Genomic DNA, 23,743 nt, shown 5'->3' with positions numbered 1-23,743 from the left:
ACCCGATAAACGATGCAACAGTCCCCGCTGTCCCAGGCGTCCGACGACCGTCTGCTGGACATGCTATTCGCGGGCGAGGAGATCGAAGACGAGATAGAACTCACGGACGCGCGAATCGCAGTGACCAGTCACCGCGTCCTCGCGTTCATGCCCGAGGGTGGGGAGCGTCGGTTCGACCACGAAGACAGGCCGAACGTCCTCGACGCACAGGTCCAACCGGCAGGACACCAGGGCTATCTCTCGTGGAGCGTGCGGAGTTTCGTCTACGGGGTCCTCCTCCTGGGTGGCGGCTACCTCATCAACAGCAGCGGCGTCCTCACACAGTTTGGGGCGGCGGAGACGACGAGCGGCCAGGTCGTCGGTGGCGTAAAGGAGTTGATTACGCTCATGATAGGGCTGTTCACCGTACTCACGGACGTCCTCCTTCTGGCCGGTGGGGGATTGCTGCTCGCCGCCGTCGTGTTCGGCGGACTCTATCTCGCCAGCCGCTCGGAGGAGCTGGTCATCGAACGTGCTGGCCGCGACCCCATTCGCGTCCCAGTCGACGGCGAGGAAGCGAAAGACGCTGCCCGGCGCATCCGAGAGGCGGTAGGGACAAGTTCAAAGCCAAGCGCTGACTAGGCGAAGTCGATGGACGCGGCGACCGTCAGGGAGCGTGCGACGGAGCTACCGCGCGAACCCGGTGTCTATCAGTTTCTGGAGGGAGACACCGTTCGCTACGTCGGCAAGGCAGTCGACCTTCGCTCGCGCGTGCGCTCGTACGCAGACCCGCGAAGCAACCGCATCGGCCGGATGGTCGACCGAGCCGACGCGCTCGATTTCGCGGTCACCGACACGGAGACACAGGCGCTCTTGTTGGAAGCGAATCTCATCAAACGCTACCAGCCGCGATACAACGTTCGGCTGAAAGACGACAAATCGTATCCCCTCGTCCAGTTGACGGGCCACGAATTTTCCCGAATCGAGATTACCCGGGACCCGGACCGCGAGGGGGCGACCGTCTTCGGGCCGTTCACGAACAAATCACACGTCGAGACGGTCGTCAAGGCGCTCAGGGAGACGTACGGTGTCCGTGGCTGTTCGGACTACAAGTACGCGAACCGCGACCGTCCCTGTCTCGACTACGACATCGGCCTCTGTACGGCACCCTGCACGAACGAAATCGGGCGCGAGGCGTACCTCGCCGACGTGGAGAGCGTCGAACGATTTCTGGGTGGCGAGACGGACGTGCTCGCCACGCCCCTCCGACAGGAGATGGACGCGGCCTCACAGGAACGGGAGTTCGAACGCGCGGCCAACCTCCGTGACCGCCTCGAAGCCGTCGAGACGTTCCACGGCGGTGACGCGGCCGCCATCGCCTCCCAGACCGACGAACGTACCGTGGACGTACTCGGGGCCGCCGTCGAAGGTGACCGGGCGACGGTCGCCCGACTCCACAGCGAGCGCGGACAACTCGTCGACCGCGACCGCCACACGCTCTCGGTGCCCGACGGCGAGGGCGACAGCGTGGCGGCAGTGCTCGCAGCCTTCATCCCGCAGTTCTACGCCGAGCGCGAGATGCCAGACGCCCTCCTGCTCTCGGAGCGTCCCGACGACGCGGACGTGCTCGACTGGCTGGAAGCCGAGGGCGTCGCGGTGCGCGTCCCCGGCGCGGGACGAGAAGCCACGCTCGTCGACCTCGCGTTGAAGAACGCGCGGAGTGGCGCGACCGACCCCGACGAACTCGGAGCGCTCGCCGAGGCCCTCTCGCTCCCCGCCGCCGAGCGAATCGAAGGGTTCGACGTGAGCCACGCGCAAGGGTCGTCGGTCGTCGGCAGTAACGTGGTCTTCGTCGGCGGGTCGCCGGAGAAGGCCGACTACCGCCGGAAGAAGTTGGACGAGCGAAACGACGACTACGCAAACATGCGTTCCCTGCTTCGGTGGCGCGCGAAACGGACGGTCGAGGGGCGCGACGACCGGCCCGACCCCGACTTGCTCCTCATCGACGGCGGGAGGGGACAACTCGACGCAGCACGCGAGGCGCTGGACGAGGTCGGGTGGGACGTCCCCGCCGTCGGCCTCGCCAAAGCCGAGGAGAAAGTCGTCACGCCGACCGGAAGCTACGACTGGCCGCAAGACGCCCCGCACCTCCACGTGCTCCAGCGCGTGCGCGACGAAGCCCACCGGTTCGCGGTGCAGTACCATCAGACGCTCCGTGACGACGTCTCGACTGCCCTCGACGACGTTCGCGGTGTCGGACCACAGACGCGCCACAAACTGCTCCGGCGGTTCGGCAGTCTCGACGGAATCCAACGTGCGTCGGACGTGGAACTGCAGGCGGTCGACGGCGTGGGTGAGAAGACGGTCCAGGCACTTCGCAAGCGGTTGTGAACGGGGTGGATTCGAGCGCACCGCACCACGGAAACTCGTCACTTTCGAATAGCACGCCGACCGGCGTTCGGGGCGAACCTGTCAGGCTGACTTCCCACGTAGGCAAGACTTTTTGAACTAAGGCGCGAATATCCCGTATCGTGTCGACGACGAACGAGTACATGCGGTTCTTCCCGTACGATTCGCCGTACGAGAACCAGCAGGAGGCGATGGACCGCATCTACAACGGACTGGCACGCGGGCAGGACGTGGTCTTCGAGGGAGCCTGCGGGACGGGCAAGACCCTCTCTTCGCTCGTGCCCGCGCTCGAATACGCTCGCGAGGAGGACAAGACGGTGGTCATCACGACCAACGTTCACCAGCAGATGCGCCAGTTCGTCCGGGAGGCCCGCGAAATCACTCGTAAGGAACCCCTGCGCGCCGTCGTCTTCCGGGGGAAGGGGTCGATGTGCCACATCGACGTGGACTATCAGGAGTGTCAGGTGCTCCGGGACAACACCTACGAGGTCGTTGACAAAGAGCGCGACAAACGGGAACTCGAACAGCGCCAGAGCGAACTTCTAGAGGAGATGCAAGAGGGCGATTCGGACGCCGCGGACGCCCGGAGCGCCGTCATGGACGAACTCCAGCAGGTCGATGAGGAGGTCGAGAATCTGCGAGAGACGAACGTCTGTGAGTACTACTACAACAACCTCACCGAGGACACGGACGAGTTCTACCAGTGGCTCTACGACGACGTGCGCACGCCCGATGACATCTACGAGTACGCCGACCAGCGCACGCTGTGTGGCTACGAACTGTTGAAAGACGGCATGGAGGGCGTCGACCTGGTCGTCTGCAACTACCACCACCTGCTCGACCCGATGATTCGCGAACAGTTTTTCCGGTGGCTGGGCCGCGACCCGGAAGACGTCATCACCATCTTCGACGAGGCACACAACATCGAAGGGACGGCCCGCGACCACGCCTCCCGGACGCTGACCGAGAACACCATCGACAGCGGACTGGACGAACTACAGGAGAGCGACGACTTCCGGAGCGAGTCGGGCTACAACGTGCTCGCCGCGTTCCAGCGCGCGCTCACGACGACCTACGAGGATTCGTTCGGGTTCGGCGAGCGCGAGAAGGTAAACGAGAACTGGCGCGACGTGTCGATTGCGAACGAGAACAAGCGAGACGACCTGACGCTCAACTTCCTCCAGGAGTACACGGGAAAGGGTATCGACGCCGAACTGGACGAGGCACTTTCGCTCGGCAAGGAACTCGACCAGCAGTACGAGGAGGCGTACAAGGAGGGCGACGCGACGACGCGAAAGGAGTGTCAGACGTTGCAGGCCGCGCAGTTCGTCAAATCCTACATGGCCGAGGGAGCAGAACTGGGCCAGTATCCCGTCGTCGCGGTTCGACGCGACGAGGGCACCGACGAGGTGTACGGACGCGCGGAACTCTACACCTGCATCCCGCGCGAGGTGACCAAAGCCCTCTTCGACGAGGTGTACGCGACGGTGTTGATGAGCGCGACCCTCCGCCCGTTCGACGTGTTGGCGGACGTGCTCGGGTTGTCCGACCCGGTCACCCTGGCGTACGGCCTCCAGTTCCCCGAGGAAAATCGTCGTACCTTCGCCGTCGAGACGCCCGCGCTCTTCGCCAGCGAGCGCGGCAATCCCGAGACCCAAGAGACCATCGCGAGCGTGTTGAGCGACACCGTCGAATTCACCGCCGGAAACACGCTCGTCTTCTTCCCGAGTTACGCCGAGGCCGAACGCTACCGCGACCTTGTGCAATCTCGAATCGACGGGACGCTCTACTTCGACGAGGCCGGGACCCCCGCTGAGGAACTCCGCCAGCAGTTCACGGCCGACGACAACGGCGTCCTCTTCACCTCGTTGTGGGGGACGCTGGCGGAGGGGGTCAGCTTCGACGGCGACGACGCCCGGACCGTGGTGGTGGTTGGCGTCCCCTATCCCCATCTCGACGACCGGATGGACGCGGTACAGGAGGCCTACGACCAGGTGTTCGCCGACCGGTCCGGCCGAAATTCGGGGTGGGAGTACGCCGTCGAGATTCCGACGATTCGAAAGACGCGACAGGCCCTCGGGCGAGTGATTCGCTCGCCGGAGGACTTCGGCGTCCGCGTCCTCCTCGACAAACGCTACACCGCGGCCAGCGTCAGGGAGATGGGCAAGTACAGCGTCCGCGAGACGTTCCCCCCGGAAGAGCGAGAAGAGACGATAGACATCGAACCGGAGAAGCTCAAGTTCGCCATGCTGAACTTCTTTACCGACAGGGAAGCGTGGGACGGCAACCCGCCGAGCCCGTAAGCCAGCCGCGGTGACGCTGGTCCGATTACGTGGGAAGCGAGATGGTCGCGGCGGGTTCTTCGTAAGTCGCGTCCCAGAGGTGGAGTCGCGTGACGGTCCAGGTGATGGGGGCGACGTCGCGCTCTGTGAGTTGCCGGGCGACGTCGGGATCTCCGCCACGCGCCAGCGTCACGTGCGGAACGTAGTCATCGCCTTCAATGTCCTCGATGGGGTCGAACTCGGCGGCCAGTTCGCGGTGAAGATTCTGCAAGCCGGGACTCTCGACGGCGAGGAAGACGACCGGGCCGTCACCGCGTGCGGGGCGTTCGAAACAATCGATTTCCGCGATGCGGGCTTCGAAGGCCGGCGTCCCGACGAGCGCGGTTCGCACCCGCATCTCCAGTCGGTTGTAGTTCGCGCGGTCGCCGAATCGTTTGACGACGAGGGTGTGCTGGTCGCGCACGCTCTCGAACTGGTGGAGCGACGGGCGCAGGTCTTCAGCGAGTCGGGCGACCTCGCCGGGAACGGGAACGTTGAGGCTGTACACTGTTCGTTTCGAGAAAGAGGAGGAATATGAGGGTGACGCTTAGTTTTCGTCGTCGGTCGTTCTGGAGCGGGCAAATCCGATGAATCGCCAGTCTTCGGTCTTCGTGCTGACCATCACGCCCCAATCGGAGTTTGGTAGCGAGGATTCGTTCGCTGGTGGCTGATTGACCGTGATGTTTCCGTCCGCTGTAAGCCGTCCGGAGTCGGCTTCGACACCTTCGACGGAGAGATACGCGGTGTCCCCCGGTTCGAGCGATTTCGGGAGTCGAACTGTCCCCGGTGCGGCGTCTGAATCGTTCGTCAAGCTGAACGTAACGGTCGTTCCCGCGGGAACGACCGCACCGCCCTCGTGTTCGACCGCGACGACACCGGATTCGAAGGTTACGGTCATCTGTGGTACCTTTCTGGCCCACTTCGGTTTGGTGGGCGGGGCGTTCAGCTCGGAATATCGGTAGGAAAAATCGACCGCGACGGAGCGACTACCGGTCGTCTCGAGTACGCCAGAGAGTTCGTGAACGAGTCCCCGTTCGTCGACGAGCACGGTCGCCGAGATGGATTTCACGTCCGACAGTTCGGTGTAGCCGGTCGCTCTGTACCGATACAACCTCGTCCCGTTGCGAACCGTCGTTCCGTTCCACGTGAAATCGGAATTCGAAAGAATCCGTTCCATCTGGGTCTCGTTCTCGACGTTCTCCCGGAAACGGTCCATGTAGTTGAACGAGGAGTGATACCGGCCGTTCGCTTGACCGGGGACGTACCACATCGTGGTGTTCCCCGAGATGTACCCGTCGTACGCGCCACCTCTGCCGAGGTAGCCGGGTGTCTCGCCGCGTTGGGTGACCCGGATACGTCCGTCTCCGACGTGCGCTACGAGCGTCGAGTTCGCCCACTCCGACGGGCCAGTGCTGTGGTTCGGCCGGATACGAACCTCCTTCCGGTAGTTCGTTTCGGCGAGCGCGGACTCGTGGGCGGAGAGCAATCGCTCCGCGTCGAATATCCACTCGGCGTTCGCGCCGGGAGGTGGGTTCAGGTTCGGCGAGGTCGTCCCCGGTTTCGGAGACTGCTCTACCCACGGGAGGAAGTCGGCACAGCCTGCGGAGACGACGAGCAGGGCGAACAGAAGCACGGGGAGCCTGCGCATTCCAGAGCGTTTCCGTCGGAAGATAATAAATCGCTCTTGTGAAGTACATTGTTGGAGACTCAGAGAACTGCTCGAACGATTTATTTGAGTGCTTCTCGACCTGGTTTTCGGAGGATTCGTCGCCGGAGCTGGAACGATCTGAGATACGCTGTCAGTTTGTCCTTTGAGACACCTCGATGCGGCGAGAGCCACCGTCGCGCCAGCGACGCGTGGCTCTCGCAGGTGTTCACATGTGCGTCTCCATCGACGTACTCACCCTCTCCGTGAATGACTGCTTCTCGGTGGAAGTTCTCATCGTCCTCTCGCGGGTCGTAGGCCCGAAATCCGTCCGTATAGACGATCAGCGACTCCTCCTCGCTGAGCGCGAGGAGGAGTCGGACGGTCGTTTCGTCAGCGGATTTCGCAGGGACAACGTATCGCTGATCGCTTCCGCGATCGACGAGCGTGAATACTGTTGGGTTGTCCTTGGCGTACGTTCCTCGCCCCCGTTTCGAGAGACCACGCGAGCGCGACCAACAGTCGCGCTCGCGTCCTTTCTTTCCTGCAGAGACGTAGAATTCGTCAATCTCGACCGGGCCAACCAAGGAAATGACTGGCGCGTTGAGCGTTACTTGCGAACTGCTCGACGTGCCGGTGAAGTGACCGGTAAGAGAGTCGAGTTCAGCGTTTAGCTGGCGGATACTCGTGTTGAAGCGAAGGAACGCGTAGAACGTGAACAAGAGCTTGTCGAGGCCGATCTTCGCGTGCGAAGATCGTGCCGGTCTTGTTGTTGAACGTACGGTCACACTCCTTACAGAGATACCACTGATATTCTTGGTAGCTGCCGTGTTTGATCACTGACTCAGACCGGCAGCGCGGGCACTGGAGGCCATCGCGCCAGCGAACCTGCTGGAGCAGGTTCGTGGCGCTCGCCTCCGAGTTCAGCAATTCAAATGGGAACATATCGGGTGACGCGTTCACGTCACCCTTGTCCACTACGATTTCTAGCGGCAGCTATCCCCGACCAACAATCTGCTTCTGAAGAGCGTAACGGATTTATTTGACTCAGTTCTCCAAGGCTTTCCAATAGGAACCTTCCTTTATTGGGATATAGAGGAGGAAAATCGGGGCGAATACACAATGTACGGGTTCATTAAGGACTACATCACGTCGACGAAATGAGTTGATAGGCCCGCCCAGTCCCGGAACTCGAAAGTGAAGCCCGATGGGGCCGGTGGTCTAAAACTTATTCTTGACGGACAACAGCGGCTCTCCTCGTTTTATACTGGTCTGAAGGGAGCCTACACCTACAAGCAGCCGTACAAGTGGCACCAAAAGGATTAAATACATATGATTGAACTCAAAAGAGAGTATATACTGAAGTATAGAAATAGACTAAAGCCATAGAATATGATTGAACATAACAGCTTCAGAGTAGCGCCCCTACGCGCAGACGGACCTCTTAACTACAGTAATGAGAGTGATTCATACGAAGACATCATCTTGCGGTTGACCGAAGTTTCTGATGCGCGACAGGAGAGTGGAAAATGAGCTCTTCGTGGAAAACTCTACAAGAGATGATTGGGTACATTAGTGCAATCATAAAAAGCAAAGATGAGTATCCCGACGATTGGGAGTATCGCAAACGGCAAGTCTACAAGCGTGACGGGTACCAATGTCAGAACTGCGGTCGGAAAAATCGTATTCACGGTAATCGAAACCGCGTTTGGAAAAGTGATACTAGCGGTGATCTAAAACTGCGCGTCCATCACGTTGTTCCAACAAGTAAGGGTGGTTTACACCATATGAACAACCTCCAGACGCTCTGTGTGGACTGTTATAACGCAATCTACCATTGGAGAGCATTCGCACCCACAAAGAATCCGACCGCAGGCCTAGAACGAGAATTCAAAATACTCTTGGGTGGATTTGGCGGAATTTATGTCATGGCCCTAACATATACAAATCCAATGGAGATGATTGCTATAATGTCAGTTCTTACTGGTTTTTACTTAATTATCATGGAATGAGTTTTCATTTACATCAACATTCCCTTATTTTTCAAATTGGTGATTGTTACGACTTCTACGTTACTTTGTTTGAGATGTTGGAGAATGGCCTCAAAATTCTTTTCTGACATACCATCTGTTCCAATTCTGTGGAAGAACAAAATGGATAGCTGCTTAAATTCCGCAGCATAATCAACCATCTGCTTTGTCTGGTCAATATTATTATCACCATATATTCTTGAAAGAATTGTCTCTTTCTGAATTGCTGGCAAGGCGTTGGGTGATCCACCAAATGCTAGCGTAATGTCGAAGTGTTTTTTTGCAAGATCAAACGTTTTGGGACCAACGACGTTCTTTGGGATAGCTATATATTTATACCCCTCATAGCCGTGTTGTTTGAGCCAACTTTTCGCGTCCTTCATAATCTGTTCCTGCTCTTTCGGGGGAATTTCCGACATCAAATTTGCACCGACATTTGGACGTGCAATCATATCCCAGCCATCCTGCATCATCTCCTTCATTTGAGGTTGTGTGATGAAGCCATCATCAGAAATAGCATCTGGAATGATAGCACCAACTCCCCGGAATCTGTATTTCTTCATATATTTATTGTATGCTACAGAATATTGCGATTCGCGGCCCTCATCAAACGTGAGCATCACCATCCCTTTATTTGGAGTCGGGACAGTCTTCACGTCATCAACGTAAAATTCGACGGGAGTAGTGGAATTAGGGTCGACAGGCCGACCAATGATCCGCACTTCGTACACCCGTGAGAGATCAATCGTCTGGTGGCGCTGAGTACTTGTGACGCCTAGATTAACACGAACCCATTTTCCCTTTGGCCCATAGAGCGTACGTTTCATCTCAACAACATGTGATTGGTCAGGTGCGTACAACTGGACGGCAACTTTCACAAAGTCATGTGACGTACACTTGAAGGCTAACGAGAAGTTTTTGTTATGAAAATCCGCAGGATCACTGCCAAAATTTATACGATGAATCTTCCCCTCGATAGTCTCATTACTCCCGATAATGCGCGCCGATTGTGAGCCCGCATATGGCTGCTTTGTACTCTTTTTTAACGTTCCCTGACCCTCAACAGCACTCCAAGCATCGAGTGTTTCGAAGCTCTCGAACGTTTGGGGGCTTTTTATCTGATAGTTGTTATTTGTGGACGTCTCATCCTCTGTCGATTGTCTATTTGTTGTAGAAGTGGTTTTATTATTTGAGTTCGTCGCCTTAATCGCAGGTGGTGCTTTATCACCTTGATTTTGTAAGCCAGCATAGGCTGTAACCCCGAATATGCTAACTGCTCCAGATTTTATGAGAAATTGTCGGCGTGTCCGTCGACTCATTACTAATTTAGTACATAGAAAGCAGTCTAATAGACTTTTTCAAACAGTATGAAGATATCATCGATATTTTAGATAATAGTAGTCAATTGATCGTAGTGACGGCTGAAGCTGTGCTCCTCGATCTCGTCGTATTTGTCGGAACGACCGAACCCAACGAAGTCGGGTGCGACGATTCGCCCACGTTCCGATAGCATCGGAATCATCTTGCGATAGAGGTACGATCACGTCGGTTCGCCGTGCAGACAGAGGAATGTCTCGTCTGTGTCACCCGCACTCACGTCCGCATCGACGTCTACGTAGGCCATTTTCGCGTCGTCGACCTCGACGTACCGTGGGTCGTACGGAAATTCGGGGAGGTCGTCAAAGCGTTCTTCCGATGTGCTAATCAAGTCATTTGCACTCTGCTAACAGAGCACAATGACATAACGTTCACGCGCGAAGCGATTGACCAGTAGAGATTCTCCGATGGCAACTGATTGGCGATTGCAGTATCGGGATGAAATCGACATCCGTCACTTCGAATGAGACCGATACATCCAGTAGAGTCACCTCATTCATCGTGATTCGTCGTTCTACCCAAAAATTAAATTGCCTGAATTGCAGGAACTAAAACCCCGTCGTGAACGACGGGGATACAGCGTAGTCATCGTCTTCCACACACCGTCTTGTTGCCGGTTCACAGGCACACCACATCGCATCACAGGCGTTATCTTGTACTATGCGCATAATACTCGTGTGGCGACGCGCAAGAATATCACTATCCGTGACGACCAAGAGAAGTAGATTCAGGAGAACCACCTGAACCTCTCCTCGTTCGTGCAGGAGAAACTAGACGAACTCATCGAAGAACGCGATAGTTAACCGATGAACTACAATTACAGGTATCACCTCGAATCGGCCGAAGACCAGCGTGAGTCTCTGGATTACCACCGCGATACCTGTAGACTACTCTACAATCACGCGCTGCACCGCTGCACCCAAATTCCCGAGGACGAGGGAACGGTCAAACAGCGTGTGCAGAAGATACGCGACGAACTTCCTGATCTCAAAGACTGGTGGGAAGAGTTGACCGCCATCTACTCGAAGGTACTGCAACCCACCGTCATGCGGCTCGCTCACAACGTCAAGGCACTCGGGAAGCTCAAAGAGCAAGGCTACAAGGTGGTGAGCTTCGGTGGAAGTCGCCACGGGAGTTCCGCAGTTTCACGTACAACCAGTCTGGTTTCTAACAAGACAAGAAGAGTGGTCAGACCATGTTGTCCCTGTCGAAACTCGCAGACATTCCCATCCGACTCCACCGCCCACTCCCCGACGACGCGACGATCAAAGAAGTCACGCTCAAAACGAACCGACTGGCGACTAATTCGCCATCTTCGTCATCGAACGCGAACGGAACCACCAGCGAAACCCGAGACGCCCGAGAAATGCGTCGGCATCGACGTCAGGTTTCTGAAGTACGCCCACGACACGGACGGATTCGCCGTCGGGTCACTCAAACTCTCGGATGAGCGGGAACGTCTGGAACGCGGGCAACGAAAACTCTCGCGGAAAGAATACGGCTCGAACAATTGAGAAAAACAACGTCGTCGTATTGCGGAATGCCATCAGCGCATCAAGCGTAAGCGGCGTGACTTTCTCCATCGGCTCTCAGCGTACTACGCCCAAGAGTACGACCTCATAGCGGCCGAAGATCTCGACGTGAGGGGGATGCTCGAATTGCCGAAGAACAGTCGCAACATAGCATCGGCGGCATGGCACACCTTCCGACGGAAGCTTGAATACAAGTGTGAACGCGAAGGCACGCACTGCGTGGTGGTTGAACCCGAAGGGACGACCAAGGAGTGTCTCAAGTGTGGCGTTGAGACAGCTAAACCGCTGTGGGTGCGCAAACATTCCTGTCCTGCGTGCAGCTTCGAAGCGGATCGGGATGCGAACGCGGCGTGGAACGTTCTTTCTCGCGGCCTTAACGAGCTAGGAGTGGTTCACTCCGAAGAAACGCCTGTGGAGACTGCGCTTCCTACGGGAACCACTCCGGTTCCTGCAAAGCGCGTCCTCGAAGCAGGAGCCGCTCCTTCAACGCGCGAAGCGTAAGGTGGGGTAGTTCACGTCCTATCCGGCTATATCAATTTGAGAGTGAATGAAACAGTTATACAATGGGTCAAAATCATAGAATTTGTAGAACGAATGCGTGGGTATTATAAGCTTGGTGTTTCATTATCTCCGTATATGTCGGCCCCAAATGCATCCCGTCGAAAGTTTCTGAAAACAACTGGTGTAGTAGCAACTGCAGCCGCTCTGGGTAGCACTCGCGGAAGTGCTGCAGAAATGCCTGCTGCGCCGATACCCGATGACACTGACTCACTCACGTACGCAACTATGGGGACTAACAAAGACAACCCTACGGCGACGGTTTATGGCAACTTTAAGTGTCCCTACACACAGGAATTTGTGCGTGGAGGTTATCTTGAAGCCGTGCTAAACGAGTATGTGACCTCTGGTGACCTGAACCTTCGGTTCCGGGCACTCGCGTACCAGCCACCTGGAACTACTTCCCATGGTACTTCAGACGTTTATATTTCCGAGAGCGATCCGCATATTTCGGAAGCTGCAATGGGTGTGTGGGACGTTTCCCCTGATGACTACTGGGAATTCTTCAACGACATGTTTTCGGATCTCATCTCGGGGAATGTTTCATTCAGTGAGATGGCAAGCCGAATGCAGTCCAGTAATGTGGATGACATCAGCACGATTATCGACCGCGCCGAGTCCGGCAAGTACATGGACGCCGTCAGACAAAGCCGCTATCCAGCTGGCGAATATGGCGTTAGCTTCACCCCGACACTTGTCATGAACGGCGAAACCATCGCACCCCACCACGATGTCGACGAGCTGCTAAACTGGCTCAGTCACCATCTCTCGAAGTCTTCGGATACGACCAGTGATGAGACGAGCTCCGATACGTCAAGCGAGGACAGCACCAAAGATAGCAGCTCTACAGACTCGACCAGCGACGAAGATAGCAGCTCTACAGACTCGACCAGCGACGAAGATAGCAGCTCAACAGACTCGACCAGCGACGGAGGCTCTGGACAAGCAATAGATTCCTCAGAGTCTGAAGACATGAGTACATCAGGTAACGAATATATATGCTCGTCGAACTCATCTACTGATCGGTCGAGCTCATCTACTGATCGGTCGAGCTCATCTCTTGATGAATCAAGCTCGGTCAAAGAGGAGTGGCTCTGGGTCGCGGTATAGATTAGCTGAAATTCCTTCTTCATGGCGGTCAATTCATATGGAACGACCAGAGTGGACCAGAGCGTGTGCAACCTGTGGCGTCACGAGAGACAAGCTGTTATGGGTCCGGGAGCATTCCTGTCCTGCGTATGGGTTCAAAGTGAATTGAAACGTAATTGCGGCATGGAACATTCTGTCTCACAGCCCCACAGAGGATGGAGCGGGACGCACCGAATCATCACTTGTGGAGACTGTGTTCTCTATAGCTGCCTCAGAATCTGCAAAGCGTGGCGTCGAACCGGGAAGCCCCACCCTCAAGCGTAAGCCATCAAACAGGAAGTAGGGTGGGGTAGTTCGCACACGGTCAATGTCGCTAGTTGTCCACTCTATCGATAGAGGCGGAAGCAGAAGCTCGGTTTTACACCGGAAAGACACCGAAAAAGAACCGAAGAGCGACAAGAACACACGAGGATTTGAGAGAATGTCGAATCGAACACTTGTTCCTGCTGTGGCCGTCGCTGAGGCAACCTTCAGAACACAGCTGTCGCTGTTCGCCAGCCTCGCTTCGCCTGAAGCGAGGCGGCTCAGCTGAGACCGTGGTCGCACCCGGCCGGCAATCCAACCCCGTTTGTCCAATACTTCTCCCTCCACCCCAGCTCATCGTCTAATACTTCTTCGATCCCATGGAGAAACGCGTCACCGAACGTGAACCCCACGGGGAGTGCTCGCCCACTGGATCACGATGCACAACTGCTCTAACAGGAAGCCGACGCCCACGTAGAACAGTCGAATTGTCGGTGACGGCGTTGTCGTTACCGCCCGTGCCTCACGGAACTTCTCGTAGCTCTTCTCGATCCGTGACCGATCATCGTAGATACGTGCGACTTACCGCGGCGTGCGGTCTTCCAGACCGTACGCCGCGTAGCCTGTCGTTTTCACGCCAGACTTTTCACAATCACCGTTCTGGTAGGTGACATTCACCGCCAGCGGAAACGTCTGTTCGTGCTCTTTGCCCTCACAAATCGTCTCCTTGGTCATGTACGATGCCGTCACCGAGAGTATCTCCCGAAGTGACGTCTTCCCGGTCCGCAACGTGAGTTTGACTTTCGGTGACGTATTGATAGGCTAACCCAGCGAAAATAGTATCCGTTTTCTCGATCTCGTCTTCCGTAGCATCTTCTGCAGAGAGGCTCAGCATCCGCTTTCGCGTTTTGTCGACGACTTCCGGAACACGAGGAGTTGAGAAATCGATCCGACCTGGCTCTAACCACCCAGCATCTTGGGCTGCTCGCAATCGATCACGCTGGTAGGCATACGCGTCGGGACCCTCGCCCAACTCCGCAGCGACCTGTTCGGGAACTGTGACGGTGAGGTTTCGTTGGCGAACGAATCGCTCGAACGCTTGGTATTTTTCGTTCGATGGCCCACCCATCGCGAACAGGACACTACTGTCGATGATCGCAGTGCTACCGCTCGGAATCTCCGCCCTACCATTATTCGGCCTGCTCCAGATATGGGTCGTAGTCAGCCGCCTTCTCAACGACATCTTGTAACGCAGTGAAGACAGTCATTCCCTCGACGGGGTGAACACCGAGTTTGGATGCCCCTGTCCGTTGTGTAAGTTCACCATTCATGACCCGTAGCGTGTAGTGGAGCGCCGCGGCCAGCTTGGCGATTCCCTGTCGCTCAACGAAGACGCGGATATCTTCCGTATCGTGCTGGCGGCCGATTGCGTCGATGAGCGTTGGTGTTGCAGACACGTTGCCATGTTCGGTCTCGATTTGCAGGCGAATCGGCTCCACAGTGACCATTGCTGGTGTCTCATCGTCGTGGCGGGACAGAACGCCCATCTCTTCAAGCTGCCCGATGTATTTGTAGGTCGTCGAATGGGCCATATCGAGATCCGTTTTGATCGTCTCGATTGCGACCGGCCCGCTCTGGAGAATGTAGATGTAGAGGCGAGCCAGTTGTGGGGATTTCAGGAGTTCGGCATAGGTGAGGAGGTCATTGAACGTCTCCTCGTGGTTGGGGGTCGTCGAGATTCGGTCGTCCGTCGACATCACAATACATGTCATATGGATAGTGTATTAACTCTTCTCCCGCAACGTCAACGACATCGGAAGCAGGGTGCTTTCGAATAGTGGAGACTGCATAGTCCCCCAGACTTTTCCGATACCACAAAGAGAGTACATTACTACCAATGGGATTTATGAACAAACTCAAAGAGCTCTTCGCGACAAAGAGTGATGCGCGATTTGCATGCCAGATGTGTGGTGAAACCTTCGATACCACGGAAGGAGTGTGTCCGGAATGTGGTGGCCAAGTCACAAAACAAGATCAACTGTCTTCAGACAAGCGGCCTGGCCGCTAGTGGTACGTGTACATGTACTGTTAGCGAACAATTGAACGTCATGAATGAGTTGTCACAATACGCTAGGACAGTGATCAAACAACCTATGGGCTACTTTGCCTTCACTTCTTTTAGTCGTGCGAGGAGTTTTTCGATTGAGTCATCGCCAGTGTATTCTACGTGACCTTCAAAGTTCGTCCGTTGATCGTCAGAATCAGCGACAACAGAGCTGATTTTCTTCTCGCGACGTTTGTACTCCTCTGCGTCGAATGTTCCCATTGACATAGAATTACATTCGTGATAGCTATGAGTTTTAAATGAATAAGTGATTGTCGGACAAAATCGGTTGTTAATTAATCCAATAACGCAAATTTCTAAGGATCCATGGTTTCCATGATACCCGACTCCAATAACTGCTCGCTCGTTAGCTAGCCATTGCCCTTTCTGGAGAAAAATACAATTCAAACCATGAGCGGAAATAGAATTGTCATCCACACATACAAGAGATGCATTATAAAATCAATTGGACAGTAGAACTCTAATAATTTGATAATTTAAACCCATAGTTCAGATATTAGTTATAAAGAACATTCAAAAACGTTCAAAAGCACCTTCTACGATAGCAAAGTCAGGGTTCATGGTCTACAGATTAAAGCGAACGGAACTCGGAGTCACGGTTGTCATAAGTTTAGTGATCGCTATCATTTATTGGTATGCGTCCGATGTCGGTGGAAGACAACAATGGCTTTCGGTTGCCACTGCAATTGTAGGTACGTTTGTTGGAGCGTATGTAATCTTTCAAGTACGGCGGAATACACTTGAAGGGGAACTTACCGAATCCGATGAAACACGTGAGGGCAAATCAATCGATGAGGCCATAGAGTGATGCTCCGACCCGTCCCGTTTCGAGTTGATAAAGTCACTGAGCAATTGATCTGCTCCCGCGCCGAAAGACGCGGGAATCCACGACGTGGATATTAAGCGTGCGCGTTTCCTCGGGAGCGAAGTACGCTTTCGCGTCCTCCCTCGTTGGTTCCCGTCCAGTTATGACCACGGACGTGGTTTGCAGCGCGTGGAGCCGTATCAAAGCAGCCTTCCCACCGATGTGCAATCGGCGTGTCACCGGGACGGAATACCGTCCGTCCCTCCGCGACAGGGTATTCAGCCTGCTGGGTACCACCATCAGCGTCAGACGACCCGGAGGCCCGGACGTGGTGGACTGGGCATCGACTTTCTTACCACGCGGCGAGTCGATGCGAATTCGTTCGAGACGGCAAGCCGTCTCGTGATGACGAGAGACGCGGTGTCTCTCGAACCGTATCGGAACGGTCAAAGACTGTGTTCGCCAACGAGGGAACGTCGGTAGCCATAGATACGGCAGTAAGAGGCTTAATCCTATCGCTCGTGGAATATCCGGCAATGCAGTGACCGGCCGAAACCGAATCAGGCTTCCGGCGCGTATCCACGCCCTAAAGGACGTGGCATTGCGCCTGTTAAGCCTGTAAATCGACAGAAGCCATCGAACGACTGTAGATATACTCGAACAGCACAACATTCTCAGGAAGAACAGCCGGGAGAGAGGACGTCCATCTCGAGTGATCCTCCGGATTTGGACAAAAACGTACAGACAGGGGAGCGCCGTCGCTGTGAGCGGCGGCTCTCCAACCGCTGCGAGACGAATACAACTGTAGGTTCGCAGCGACGTGTTCCACCGCGTGCGGATCGTTCGAATCGCTTCCGGCACGCTACCCCGCAGTGAGTGGCGCGGCAGAACCACTCGGTCAGCATATACCTGATCAACGTACACACGAGGGTTATGTGTCTATCGGCCGCGACACACCCTTATCGAAGCCGTCTTGTCACGGCCGCGAATCCTCCAGCGCATGAGAGCGGCACTCGTCATCATCGACAGCTGGGAACTCGCACCCGGGCAGGAGCGGGGGCGCGTACGATATCACTCACGGTCCATGGTCGGCAGGTCGGCCTCCTTGACGGGCAGATGGGGAACAGCGAGGTAGATCACGTTAACATCGGCACCGGACGCGTCGTCTACCAGGCGAACACCCGAATCAACGACCCCGTCATGAACCGCGAGGCCGAGTACGAGGCCGCCGTGGAAGCGGTCGAGGAAAACTACGCCCGCGGCGAAACCGACGAGTTCGTGAAACCGACGCTCGTCACCGACCGACCGGCGCTTCGAGACGGCGACGCAGTGGTCTTCTTCAACTTCTGGGCGGACGGCGTACGACAGCTTCACCTCAAGCGGGAACGTCGCTGGTTCCTTATTGCAATTCCCTTCTTGTTTTCTCTCACAGTAATTACCGAGAATTTCGTGAACTCGTCGTAAAATGTATCGTTCACAACATCAAGCGTGCCGCGATGCAGTGAAATCAAACGCTGTCTGGCGATTCACCAGAGCCCAACCAGAAGAAAGCACTCCGTGCACGCGAAATGGTTGTGAGAGGGGACGTTATGCCGAGTGCTGGCGTTAACCAAGTAACATCACACAAAATATTTATTATACGCTTTAATTGACGTAGTTACAAAATGTGGTTAACAGATATTGGTAAAAATGTTGATGGGATATTTTCGCGACGAAAATTATTAAGAGGGGTCGCAACAAGTAGTGTTTTCAGAGGGATTATTGGACTCGGAGAAGTCCGAGAACAAACCGGCGCTTCAGACTCCAATCAGTATATTGTTGGGACTAAATCGTCTGGTAGTACGCACGCCGCGAAAATACATGCTCACTCAATTGACCATATTCTGCAACTTGAGTCAGACAAGCAAGCGGTAGCTGGTAGATTCTCAAGACAGGCTATCGAAGCACTTGAGCGGCGTCCTGATGTACGTTATATCGAGCGAGATGGTAAATACCGGGGGGGTGGGCAGACTTTGCCCTGGGGCGTTGATCGCATTGATGCCAATAAAACAAGTAATGCTGGATTCACCGGTTCAGGCGCTCACATTGCCGTTATCGATTCGGGAATTGATAAGAATCATCCAGATCTACAAGCCTATCTCGGGACTGGGAAATCGTTTGTTCCAAATACTAATTCATGGGATGACGATACGGGACACGGAACCCACTGTGCGGGCATTGCTGCTGCAAACGACAATTTACAAGGTATCATCGGAGCTGCGCCTGCACTAAAGCTTCACGCCGGGAAAGTTCTTAACTCGGACAACTGGGGGCGATGGTCGTGGATTGCCGCGGGTATTCAATGGGCGGCCGACCAGGGATATAATGTTGCAAGTATGAGCATTGCCGGCGATGATTATTCACAAACGGTCGCGGATGCCTGCAAATATGCCCACGACAAAGGTGTTCTTCTCGTTGCGTGTGCGGGAAATAACTATCACGGACCAGTTACATATCCGGGTGCATACCCACAAGTGATCGCAGTCAGTTCGACAACTAAAAGCGATACACTGTCTGAGTTTTCGAGCGTAGGTTCCGAGGTTGAACTGGCTGCCCCTGGATCGGAGATATACTCGACTCTTCCCGGTGGTTATGGATATAAGTCGGGTACATCGATGGCGTGTCCACACGTTAGCGGTGTGGCTGGATTGTTGATGTCCCCAGAAGGGGGGAGCCTTTCACATACGCAAGCTCGCCAGCACCTCCGCGACACCGCCGAAGACATTGGTCTCTCGGAAGACAAACAAGGGTTCGGATTAGTCGACGCTGTAGCCGCAAAGGAGACCCCTAGCATCGGCGAAGTCGATCGCGTGTCCAGTAATCAATCAAGCCCTGGAACGTGGCATACAATCTCTTTTGAAGGCTCGTACGCCAATCCGGTCGTAATCATGACTCCGGGGTCGTATAATGGCACTCAGCCGTGTCATGTCAGAATTCGCAACGTGACTAAGAGCAGCTTCGAATACAAACTCGAAGAATGGGATTATCTGGATGGGAGCCATACAACCGAGGAATTCTCCTATCTAGTCATGGAGGCTGGTTCGCACATCCTTGAGGACGGCACGCACGTAGAAGTCCACCAAGTGAACGGAGTGAATCAGACCTTCGAGTTCGTCAACTTCCCCCAGTCGTTCAATCGGAAACCGATCGTTCTTGGCCAGGCTCAGACGTTCAACGGACCGAACGCGATTGTTACGCGCTTGAAGAATATCGGAACAAACGGGTTTGACGTTCGTCTCCAAGAAGAAGAGACCAAGGGTTCACATACGGGTGAGCGGGTCGGATATATCGCTATCGATCATGGCCGTGGTCGTAACGGAGCGAAGATCTTCGAAGCAAAGCGTATCTCGAACTGTACTAATACATGGAAATCGACCAAACTGACACGAAAATATGGAGTTAATCCGATTTTTCTAGCGAATATACAGACATTCAACGGATCTGATACCGCAGGCGTTCGATGTCGAAATGTTGGACGGGACAGCGTTGAGATACGTATTGAAGAAGAAAAGAGCGGTGATACTGAGACGAATCACATTTCAGAGCAAGTCGGCTACTTCGCACTACGGGGACGTGGATTGTTTTAAACCACACGTGTTCTCTCTCGTGTCACAGTGAACTACCCCGCCCTACCGCGTTCGGGCCTCCTCGGCCCTCACTTGTTGCGGTGGGAGCTTCCTGTTTCTGTGTCGAAACGTGCAGACCCCGTTTCCACAGCGTCCACAAGAGCGACGCTCTTGTGCGGCCCATCAGAACCGATGGTTCTGAGGACGGTTCCAGACTCCGCAGGCGACTTCCCTTGATAGGTGGTCGGAGTGTCCCACTCCTACCGGGTGGACACTCACCTACCGCATTCGGTGCATGCGTGGTTTTGCATTCAAACACCGGACACATTGCAGTGAGTGCCTTACTACAATGGTCGAACGCGGACGTCGGAAGGCTAGGCCGGACAGTGAAAGTGACCAAAGTCGGCGGGCGTATCCCCTCCCTCCTCGCTCCCTTCGGTCGCTCCTTGCGGAAGGGGCCTTACCCGCCTGCAATTCAGGTAATCTCGTCCGTCTTAAATACATTAATAGCGCCGCTATTGAAGCGGTGACGAACTAACGCTTAAGACATCGGAGACACTACTGACAGACATGCCAATCGACATCAAGACCTTCACTGAGGCTAGCAACGAAGAGTTGACCGAGGTAACAAACGCCGAGAAGGTTATTCGGTTCCTCTACCAGAACAACGACAAGGCATTCACTCCCTCCGAAATCGCAGAGGGAACCAGCGTCAAGAAGACGTCCATCAGCACCGTCCTCCGCCGACTCAAGGAACGCGAGCTCGTTCAGCATAAGGGGGATTACTGGGCCCTTGGGGGCGAGGAGCGCGTCCGAGACGCATTTCGATTCCATCAGACCATGGATGACTTGGATGAGCGGTTTGGAGCAGAGGACTTAGACGAATGGCGTGAACATGCTGCCGAGGAACCGCAGGAATGACTGCGGAGCGCGGAGACGTCGTGGTCGCAACTGACCCGTTCAGAGACGACGAAATGGCTGGTCGTCCATTCCTCGTTATTAACCGCACTGAGACACCATTCCACGGCGAACAATATATCACGTGTTCTCTCACCACGCGGACATGGCATAATGAACGGATTCCGCTCACGGACGAGCAGTGGGTTGATGGTGGTGCTCCTAAGTCAAGTTCGATAATGCCGTGATCAGTGAATTCTATTAAGAGCGACTGGATCAGCTATCGACAGGGAACACTCCATGAGGATGTTGTCGACCAAGCTGTTGCCCAGCTCAGCAAATACGTTGAGTAGGGTCGAATTGCACTCTCAGCAACCTCATAGACACCATTGTCGAAACACTGACCATGACCGATAAGCCGTCCTCTCGTCCATCTTGGGGTCGTACTTCGTAACCCCTGCCTGTCGTTGCGCTCGATGTGAAACCTCCCAGTCGATGGCTTCGATCGGCAGGTCAGTGAAGTGCTCGGTGGCGACGTTCATTGCGTGCTGTTGTGCTCGGTCGAGGAGGGCTGTCGGTGTCTCCGGTGTATTGTCGGTCGTTGTATCCGCGCTTTGCATGAGCGTTCGCTGGTTGGTGATATCTGAGAACGTCACTTGGCGTGCCATGGAGAAAAAAGGCTGAAGCAGTGGTTAGTTCGGCAGTTCTTTTCGTCCCGTTCTCACGCACGGCCAGCACGGGAAGTCACCGAGGCCATCACAGTCACAATCTTCGAGTTCGGCATCGGCTTCGTCCGCGGACGGGAATGCGTCAAGCGTCCCGTCGTCGGTTGCGGTCTCGACGGCAGCCATGTGCTTGCAGTATGCGTTGCGGTGGACGTGGTGCGGGCAGGTGCAGGCCATCAGGTTCTCGGTCACATCGTCGATGGAGACTGTGTACTGGTGGGCTGCGGGGTTCTCGTGGTTCTCGTTGGTGACTTCGATGAGTCCGGGGGCATCGACGTCGAAGGAAAATTGTTCGGCCTGTGCGCGTTTCTGTGCCGCCTCGTCAGCTTCAAGGGCTGCGGATTGTTTTGTACTCATGGTCTTCTGGTCCAATTGGAAGACCGGTGCCGGGTGTTAGAGCACCCGGCGCGTTTCTACACACGCCCGAGGGCACCGTTCTTCCTACCATATTGTATACGCCATATGGCCATAAAGGTTGGCATTCACCACATGGCATACACCAACAGGACTATACTTCGGTAGTGTGTACTGTGGAGTATGTCCAAAGACCGCAGTGATTCAGGGCGGTACGTCGAGACAGTAACGCTCGCCGACGTACTCACCATCTTCGAGGAAGTGGAGGGACCAGTAGTGACCTCTGGTGATGTCGCTGATGCCCTTGAGTGTTCACGAGAGACTGCTCGGCGAAAGCTTGGCCAACTCGAAGACCAGGGTCGAGTGAAGAGTCGTCAGACTGCCGGGCGAGTCGTCTGGTGGCTCGTCGATGAGGATTCGGTGAATGAAGTTGATCCGAGTGACCCAATCTTTTCACGGACGACTTACAGCTCTGGAGAGCTGACTGAAGCGTCCGAGCACGTAGATGATATTCTCTATGGGAATCGGTCGAGATGAGTCGTCCACTACCCTTGTTCGTCGATACCGGTGGGTTGTACGCTGCTTTTGACGATAACGATGTGAATCACGAAGCAGCGAATGCTGTGTTCGATGGAATGGAAGCTGGCGAGTATGGACCGGTGTTTACGAGTCGATATGTGCTTTCGGAGTTTGCGACACTGATGCTGTACCAGATTGGGCATACAGCAGCTGTTGAGGCGCTCTCAACGGTTCGCCAATCACAGACGTTCAATATTCTGCCAGTGGGAAAGCAGATGTTCGACGAGGCCTGTGAGGAGTTCGAGCGTTTTGACGATCAGCAGATTTCCTTTGTTGATCAGACGAGTGCGGTGCTTGCTCGAGAGCACGGGATAGAGCAGATGTTTGCCTTCGACAGTGACTTTTCGACGATGGGGTTCGAGCGGGTACCGGTCGATAGAGAGGCATGATTTGTAGCGTTCCTTTCATGGAGTAGAACCTCTGATCGGATGAGCAGTACGCATTCGTGGGCTCTCCAATCAACTGGTGAAAATCCCGCATATAGTCATCATGCTGACTGTCTCATTTTTTAATAGTAACACAAAGCATTTACCGAACCCTCAAAGGACCAGGTGTGGCGCGGTTGTCTCTGACACCCTGAATGGGCTCCCACGTGGGTCTGGCGCCATCACTCCCGATCCACACGCCCTCTTCCTCGCCACCCCTCCTTCCTGCTCGAACGCGTGCCATGGCGTGCCTCCGAGCAGGGATATACAAAACTGATCCAGTCATGTCGCTGTTACTCAGTTCGACCCCGAAGATCAACACTGACCAAGCTTGTGATATCCAAATTCTTGGAATCGATGAATGGGATACAGACGTGGTCTTTGATAGGGAAATGAGTTCTGTGTAGCGACAAAAACAGGTTGATGCTACATTGCAGCGATGAATCGCTACAAATCGCGCGCTTGAACGGTTTTGCGATCGTTTTCTTCAGCTCGTCGGGCAGCGTTGTCGAGGACTTCTGCGACTTCCTCATCGAGTGCATCGTAGAAATCACTCGCCACATTGTGTTCTTCGAGCTGGTCTTTCACTGCGGCTTTGACAATCAAATCAGCCATACAAGCGTCCAGACGGTATAATACTACAAAAAGACAGCGGCAAAATAGCGCAAAAGAACCAGCAATCCGAAGCATGAGTCCGAGTTTCGGGCTGTGACCGCTCGGTGGTGGTGGACACGTTTAGGGTTGAGCGGCCATCCGCTCATCGACGGCTTGAAACGTTGCATGAGAATGGAAAAGTCGAGCGAGGGAAGTTGAGTTCGCGAGTGGTTGTCTGGCGGATTACGGAGGAATAGTAAGCACCCGGAATAGTCGCTAGTTGTCCACTCTGGCTCAAGAGACCAGTTGCTGACACGTAGTAGTCAGAATGAGGCGACTGAATCAGTCGCCTGATTCAGCCGCTGTCCGGATTGGTGCGTAATGAGGCTAC

At 55.0% G+C, this 23,743-nt stretch carries 20 protein-coding genes and 5 pseudogenes; 12 read left to right on the top strand and 13 right to left on the bottom strand.

Going from position 1 to position 23,743, the window contains the following annotated elements; genetic code table 11:
- Positions 1–12: 12 nt before the first annotated feature.
- From ACR3FF_RS15010 to ACR3FF_RS15000, 3 genes are all read left to right on the top strand, one after another.
- Entirely contained in the window at positions 13–621 is a 609-nt protein-coding gene (locus ACR3FF_RS15010) for a hypothetical protein (RefSeq protein ID WP_458188893.1), read from the top strand.
- 9 nt (positions 622–630) lie between these two features.
- Entirely contained in the window at positions 631–2,370 is a 1,740-nt protein-coding gene (locus ACR3FF_RS15005) for an excinuclease ABC subunit C (RefSeq protein ID WP_458188892.1), read from the top strand.
- Between the two features lie 140 nt (positions 2,371–2,510).
- The gene (locus ACR3FF_RS15000; RefSeq protein ID WP_458188891.1) at positions 2,511–4,691 is read left to right on the top strand and encodes an ATP-dependent DNA helicase; all 2,181 of its coding nucleotides are present in this window, start codon (positions 2,511–2,513) and stop codon (positions 4,689–4,691) included.
- Positions 4,692–4,716: 25 nt separating this feature from the next.
- Here ACR3FF_RS15000 and ACR3FF_RS14995 read toward each other — a convergent pair whose 3' ends face one another.
- From ACR3FF_RS14995 to ACR3FF_RS14980, 4 genes and pseudogenes are all read right to left on the bottom strand, one after another.
- A complete protein-coding gene (locus ACR3FF_RS14995; RefSeq protein WP_458188890.1) occupies positions 4,717–5,217 on the bottom strand; it encodes a 2'-5' RNA ligase family protein in 501 nt (166 codons plus the stop codon).
- 39 nt (positions 5,218–5,256) lie between these two features.
- Complete coding sequence (locus ACR3FF_RS14990; RefSeq protein WP_458188889.1) at positions 5,257–6,357, bottom strand: hypothetical protein; 1,101 nt, start codon at positions 6,355–6,357, stop codon at positions 5,257–5,259.
- An 80-nt stretch (positions 6,358–6,437) separates the two neighbouring features.
- Complete coding sequence (locus ACR3FF_RS14985; protein WP_458188888.1) at positions 6,438–7,142, bottom strand: IS1595 family transposase; 705 nt, start codon at positions 7,140–7,142, stop codon at positions 6,438–6,440.
- Positions 7,143–7,167: 25 nt separating this feature from the next.
- Positions 7,168–7,299 (bottom strand): annotated as a pseudogene (locus tag ACR3FF_RS14980) (transposase); the annotation flags it as partial.
- A 584-nt stretch (positions 7,300–7,883) separates the two neighbouring features.
- Between ACR3FF_RS14980 and ACR3FF_RS14975 the strand changes: the two are divergent.
- On the top strand, positions 7,884–8,366 hold the full coding sequence (locus ACR3FF_RS14975) for an HNH endonuclease (protein ID WP_458188887.1): 483 nt from the start codon (positions 7,884–7,886) through the stop codon (positions 8,364–8,366).
- 8 nt (positions 8,367–8,374) lie between these two features.
- Here ACR3FF_RS14975 and ACR3FF_RS14970 read toward each other — a convergent pair whose 3' ends face one another.
- Together ACR3FF_RS14970 and ACR3FF_RS14965 are read right to left on the bottom strand one after the other, a co-directional pair.
- Entirely contained in the window at positions 8,375–9,703 is a 1,329-nt protein-coding gene (locus ACR3FF_RS14970; protein ID WP_458188886.1) for a polysaccharide deacetylase family protein, read from the bottom strand.
- 221 nt (positions 9,704–9,924) lie between these two features.
- On the bottom strand, positions 9,925–10,092 hold the full coding sequence (locus ACR3FF_RS14965) for a hypothetical protein (RefSeq protein ID WP_458188885.1): 168 nt from the start codon (positions 10,090–10,092) through the stop codon (positions 9,925–9,927).
- Between the two features lie 475 nt (positions 10,093–10,567).
- On the opposite strand from ACR3FF_RS14965, the pseudogene ACR3FF_RS14960 reads away from it, so the two are divergent.
- The 3 genes and pseudogenes from ACR3FF_RS14960 (at position 10,568) to ACR3FF_RS14950 (ending at position 12,961) form a co-directional block, all read left to right on the top strand.
- Positions 10,568–11,794: pseudogene (locus ACR3FF_RS14960) on the top strand (RNA-guided endonuclease InsQ/TnpB family protein).
- 93 nt (positions 11,795–11,887) lie between these two features.
- A pseudogene (locus ACR3FF_RS14955) lies at positions 11,888–12,010 on the top strand (twin-arginine translocation signal domain-containing protein); the annotation flags it as partial.
- A 69-nt stretch (positions 12,011–12,079) separates the two neighbouring features.
- Entirely contained in the window at positions 12,080–12,961 is an 882-nt protein-coding gene (locus tag ACR3FF_RS14950; protein ID WP_458188920.1) for a DsbA family protein, read from the top strand.
- A gap of 563 nt (positions 12,962–13,524) precedes the next feature.
- Here the strand turns inward: ACR3FF_RS14950 and ACR3FF_RS14945 are convergent.
- The 4 genes and pseudogenes from ACR3FF_RS14945 to ACR3FF_RS14935 form a co-directional block, all read right to left on the bottom strand.
- A pseudogene (locus ACR3FF_RS14945) lies at positions 13,525–14,032 on the bottom strand (ISH3 family transposase); the annotation flags it as partial.
- On the bottom strand, positions 13,956–14,372 hold the full coding sequence (locus ACR3FF_RS27430) for a PIN domain-containing protein (protein WP_472850154.1): 417 nt from the start codon (positions 14,370–14,372) through the stop codon (positions 13,956–13,958). The gene ACR3FF_RS27430 and the pseudogene ACR3FF_RS14945, both read right to left, overlap by 77 nt.
- A gap of 61 nt (positions 14,373–14,433) precedes the next feature.
- Positions 14,434–15,000 carry a DUF7437 domain-containing protein gene (locus ACR3FF_RS14940; protein WP_458188884.1) on the bottom strand — a complete coding sequence of 189 codons (567 nt, stop codon included), beginning with the start codon at positions 14,998–15,000 and terminating at the stop codon, positions 14,434–14,436.
- Positions 15,001–15,401: 401 nt separating this feature from the next.
- Positions 15,402–15,569, bottom strand: coding sequence for a DUF5786 family protein (locus ACR3FF_RS14935; protein WP_458188883.1), 168 nt, complete (start codon positions 15,567–15,569; stop codon positions 15,402–15,404).
- 1,675 nt (positions 15,570–17,244) lie between these two features.
- Between ACR3FF_RS14935 and ACR3FF_RS14930 the strand changes: the two are divergent.
- From ACR3FF_RS14930 to ACR3FF_RS14920, 3 genes and pseudogenes are all read left to right on the top strand, one after another.
- Positions 17,245–17,544: pseudogene (locus ACR3FF_RS14930) on the top strand (hypothetical protein); the annotation flags it as partial.
- A 293-nt stretch (positions 17,545–17,837) separates the two neighbouring features.
- Positions 17,838–19,799: a S8 family serine peptidase gene (locus tag ACR3FF_RS14925; RefSeq protein ID WP_458188882.1), complete on the top strand. Its 1,962-nt coding sequence runs from the start codon at positions 17,838–17,840 to the stop codon at positions 19,797–19,799.
- A 549-nt stretch (positions 19,800–20,348) separates the two neighbouring features.
- The gene (locus tag ACR3FF_RS14920) at positions 20,349–20,699 is read left to right on the top strand and encodes a MarR family transcriptional regulator (protein WP_458188881.1); all 351 of its coding nucleotides are present in this window, start codon (positions 20,349–20,351) and stop codon (positions 20,697–20,699) included.
- A 353-nt stretch (positions 20,700–21,052) separates the two neighbouring features.
- On the opposite strand, the gene ACR3FF_RS14915 is transcribed toward ACR3FF_RS14920, so the two are convergent.
- Together ACR3FF_RS14915 and ACR3FF_RS14910 are read right to left on the bottom strand one after the other, a co-directional pair.
- Positions 21,053–21,343: a hypothetical protein gene (locus ACR3FF_RS14915; protein WP_458188880.1), complete on the bottom strand. Its 291-nt coding sequence runs from the start codon at positions 21,341–21,343 to the stop codon at positions 21,053–21,055.
- Positions 21,344–21,367: 24 nt separating this feature from the next.
- The gene (locus ACR3FF_RS14910) at positions 21,368–21,757 is read right to left on the bottom strand and encodes an SWIM zinc finger family protein (RefSeq protein ID WP_458188879.1); all 390 of its coding nucleotides are present in this window, start codon (positions 21,755–21,757) and stop codon (positions 21,368–21,370) included.
- Between the two features lie 180 nt (positions 21,758–21,937).
- On the opposite strand from ACR3FF_RS14910, the gene ACR3FF_RS14905 reads away from it, so the two are divergent.
- Both ACR3FF_RS14905 and ACR3FF_RS14900 read left to right on the top strand, forming a co-directional pair.
- Positions 21,938–22,291: an HTH domain-containing protein gene (locus ACR3FF_RS14905; RefSeq protein WP_458188878.1), complete on the top strand. Its 354-nt coding sequence runs from the start codon at positions 21,938–21,940 to the stop codon at positions 22,289–22,291.
- Between the two features lie 14 nt (positions 22,292–22,305).
- Positions 22,306–22,722, top strand: coding sequence for a type II toxin-antitoxin system VapC family toxin (locus ACR3FF_RS14900; RefSeq protein WP_458188877.1), 417 nt, complete (start codon positions 22,306–22,308; stop codon positions 22,720–22,722).
- Positions 22,723–23,205: 483 nt separating this feature from the next.
- On the opposite strand, the gene ACR3FF_RS14895 is transcribed toward ACR3FF_RS14900, so the two are convergent.
- Positions 23,206–23,373, bottom strand: a complete 168-nt coding sequence (locus ACR3FF_RS14895; RefSeq protein ID WP_458188876.1) for a DUF1931 domain-containing protein — start codon at positions 23,371–23,373, stop codon at positions 23,206–23,208.
- Positions 23,374–23,743 lie beyond the last annotated feature (370 nt).

It is taken from the genome of Haladaptatus ordinarius (genome assembly GCF_054177595.1).
This window is presented reverse-complemented; position numbering and strand designations above follow the sequence as displayed.

Bases quoted from the DNA above. Each gene is read 5' to 3' on its own strand.
- ACR3FF_RS14950 (WP_458188920.1), top strand. From the start codon at position 12,080: ATGGGGACTAACAAAGACAACCCTACGGCGACGGTTTATGGCAACTTT.
- ACR3FF_RS14895 (WP_458188876.1), bottom strand. From the start codon at position 23,373: ATGGCTGATTTGATTGTCAAAGCCGCAGTGAAAGACCAGCTCGAAGAA.
- ACR3FF_RS27430 (WP_472850154.1), bottom strand. From the start codon at position 14,372: ATGGGTGGGCCATCGAACGAAAAATACCAAGCGTTCGAGCGATTCGTT.
- ACR3FF_RS15005 (WP_458188892.1), top strand. From the start codon at position 631: ATGGACGCGGCGACCGTCAGGGAGCGTGCGACGGAGCTACCGCGCGAA.
- ACR3FF_RS14990 (WP_458188889.1), bottom strand. From the start codon at position 6,357: ATGCGCAGGCTCCCCGTGCTTCTGTTCGCCCTGCTCGTCGTCTCCGCA.
- ACR3FF_RS14935 (WP_458188883.1), bottom strand. From the start codon at position 15,569: ATGGGAACATTCGACGCAGAGGAGTACAAACGTCGCGAGAAGAAAATC.
- ACR3FF_RS15010 (WP_458188893.1), top strand. From the start codon at position 13: ATGCAACAGTCCCCGCTGTCCCAGGCGTCCGACGACCGTCTGCTGGAC.
- ACR3FF_RS14925 (WP_458188882.1), top strand. From the start codon at position 17,838: ATGTGGTTAACAGATATTGGTAAAAATGTTGATGGGATATTTTCGCGA.
- ACR3FF_RS14940 (WP_458188884.1), bottom strand. From the start codon at position 15,000: ATGTCGACGGACGACCGAATCTCGACGACCCCCAACCACGAGGAGACG.
- ACR3FF_RS14970 (WP_458188886.1), bottom strand. From the start codon at position 9,703: ATGAGTCGACGGACACGCCGACAATTTCTCATAAAATCTGGAGCAGTT.
- ACR3FF_RS14915 (WP_458188880.1), bottom strand. From the start codon at position 21,343: ATGGCACGCCAAGTGACGTTCTCAGATATCACCAACCAGCGAACGCTC.
- ACR3FF_RS14905 (WP_458188878.1), top strand. From the start codon at position 21,938: ATGTCCAAAGACCGCAGTGATTCAGGGCGGTACGTCGAGACAGTAACG.
- ACR3FF_RS14975 (WP_458188887.1), top strand. From the start codon at position 7,884: ATGAGCTCTTCGTGGAAAACTCTACAAGAGATGATTGGGTACATTAGT.
- ACR3FF_RS14910 (WP_458188879.1), bottom strand. From the start codon at position 21,757: ATGAGTACAAAACAATCCGCAGCCCTTGAAGCTGACGAGGCGGCACAG.
- ACR3FF_RS14920 (WP_458188881.1), top strand. From the start codon at position 20,349: ATGCCAATCGACATCAAGACCTTCACTGAGGCTAGCAACGAAGAGTTG.